The sequence below is a fragment of the Nguyenibacter vanlangensis genome, from assembly GCF_013376155.1.
In the GTDB taxonomy this organism is placed as follows: Bacteria; Pseudomonadota; Alphaproteobacteria; order Acetobacterales; family Acetobacteraceae; genus Gluconacetobacter; species Gluconacetobacter vanlangensis.
The window spans coordinates 1-2067 of record NZ_JABXXP010000507.1; the positions used below are offsets into that span (position 1 = coordinate 1).

Below are 2067 nucleotides of genomic sequence, written 5' to 3' on the forward strand. Positions count from 1 at the left end.
CGCGGCCCTGCGCGAGAATCTGCGCCGGCGCAAGCAGCAGTCGCGCGCCCGCGCGGACCTGCCCGCGCCCCGGGCCGAGGACGAAAAGAGCTGATTGCGGAGCGGCCCGGCCTTCGCTAGTGGTCGGGGCTGGTACCGGAGGCGATTCACCCCCTCCACGCGACGGAAGGGAGCAACGATGCCCATCATGCCCGATAGCTGGATTCGACGCATGGCCCAGGAGGCCGGCATGATCGAACCGTTCGTGGAGCGGCAGCAGCGCGAGGGCGTGATTTCCTATGGCCTGTCGTCCTATGGCTATGACGCGCGGGTGGCGTCGGAATTCAAGATCTTCACCGACGTCGACAACGCCCTGGTCGATCCCAAGAATTTCGCGGCCAACAGCTTCGTCACGCGCGAGGGGCCGGCATGCATCATCCCGCCCAACAGCTTCGCGCTGGCGCACACGGTGGAATATTTCCGCATTCCGCGCGATACGCTGGTCGTCTGCCTGGGCAAGTCGACCTATGCCCGCTGCGGCATCATCGTGAACGTCACGCCGCTGGAACCGGAATGGGAAGGCCAGGTGACGATCGAGATCAGCAACACCACCCCCCTGCCGGCGCGCATCTATGCCAATGAGGGGATCTGCCAGTTCCTGTTCTTCCAGGGCGCGTCGCCCTGTGAGGTCAGCTATGCGGACCGTGCCGGCAAGTATATGGGCCAGCGCGGCGTCGCCACCCCCCGGATGTAGGAGAGCCGCGGCATGGACCGTTTCATCATTCGCGGCGGCCACCGGCTGCAGGGCGACATCGTCATCGGGGGCGCCAAGAACGCGGCGCTGAAGCTGCTGGTCGCGGGGCTGCTGACCTCGGACCGGCTGATGCTGCGCAACGTGCCGCGCATCGCCGACATCGCGACCATGCGCCGCCTGCTGGAACAGCACGGGCTGACGGTCGAGGACGTCGAGGGCGACGGGTCCACCCTGGCGGTCGGCGGCAGCATCACCAGCACGGTGGCGCCGTACGACATCGTGTCGCAGATGCGCGCCTCGATCCTGGTGCTGGGCCCGCTGCTGGCCCGCTGCGGCGAGGCGCGGGTGTCGCTGCCCGGCGGATGCGCCATCGGCACGCGGCCGGTGGACATGCACCTGAAGGGGCTGGAGGCGCTGGGCGCCGAGATCTCGCTGGAAAACGGCTATATCAACGCCCGGGCGCCGCGCGGCCTGGTGGGGGAGCGGATCGTCCTGCCCTTCGCCTCGGTCGGGGCGACCGAGAATTTGCTGATGGCCTCGGCCCTGGCGCGGGGACGGACCGAGATCATCAATGCGGCGCGCGAGCCGGAGATCGCCGACCTGGTCGCCTGCCTGAACAACATGGGCGCGCGCATCACCGGGTCGGGCACCGGCACGCTGACCGTCGAGGGCGTCGAGGCGCTGCACGGCACCACCCACCGGGTGATGCCCGACCGGATCGAATGCGGCACCTATGCCTGCGCCGCCGGGATCACGGGCGGGGACCTGCGGCTGGTCGGCGGGCGAATCGAGCATCTGGGCGCCGTGGTGCGCACGCTGGAGGAAGCGGGCGTGGAGGTGATGCAGGAAGACGACGCGCTGCGCGTGCGCCGGACCGGCGCGCTGCGCGGGGTGGACATCATGACCGAGCCCTATCCCGGCTTTCCCACCGACATGCAGGCGCAGTTCATGGCGCTGCTGTCGGTCGCCGAGGGGGCGTCGATGGTCACCGAGACGATCTTCGAGAACCGCTTCATGCACGTGCCCGAACTGAACCGCATGGGCGCGCGCATCAATGTCCACGGTTCGTCGGCCATCATCCGCGGCGTGCATGCGCTGTCGGGCGCGCCGGTGATGGCGACCGACCTGCGGGCCTCGTTCTCGCTGATCCTGGCGGGCCTGGCCGCGCATGGCGAGACGATCCTCAGCCGGGTCTATCACCTCGATCGCGGCTATGAGGCCGTGGAGCAGAAGCTGGCGCGCTGTGGCGCGCAGATCGCGCGGGTGTGCGACTGACATGGCAGGGCCGCGGGGCGGGGCCGCGGCCTCGGCCCTTCCGGCGGGCGGGCGGAATG

The 2067-nt window shown here is 69.4% G+C and carries 2 protein-coding genes; both read left to right on the forward strand.

Annotated elements, in window-relative coordinates; all coding sequences use genetic code 11:
* Positions 1-178: 178 nt before the first annotated feature.
* A complete protein-coding gene (gene dcd, locus HUK84_RS15920; protein ID WP_176641156.1) occupies positions 179-733 on the forward strand; it encodes a dCTP deaminase in 555 nt (184 codons plus the stop codon).
* A gap of 12 nt (positions 734-745) precedes the next feature.
* A complete protein-coding gene (murA, locus tag HUK84_RS15925) occupies positions 746-2008 on the forward strand; it encodes a UDP-N-acetylglucosamine 1-carboxyvinyltransferase (RefSeq protein WP_176641157.1) in 1263 nt (420 codons plus the stop codon).
* The last annotated feature ends 59 nt before the right edge of the window (positions 2009-2067 follow it).

What these genes read in the sequence shown, in the direction of transcription:
- dcd (WP_176641156.1), top strand. Translation starts at nt 179, where the DNA reads ATGCCCATCATGCCCGATAGCTGGATTCGACGCATGGCCCAGGAGGCC.
- murA (WP_176641157.1), top strand. Translation starts at nt 746, where the DNA reads ATGGACCGTTTCATCATTCGCGGCGGCCACCGGCTGCAGGGCGACATC.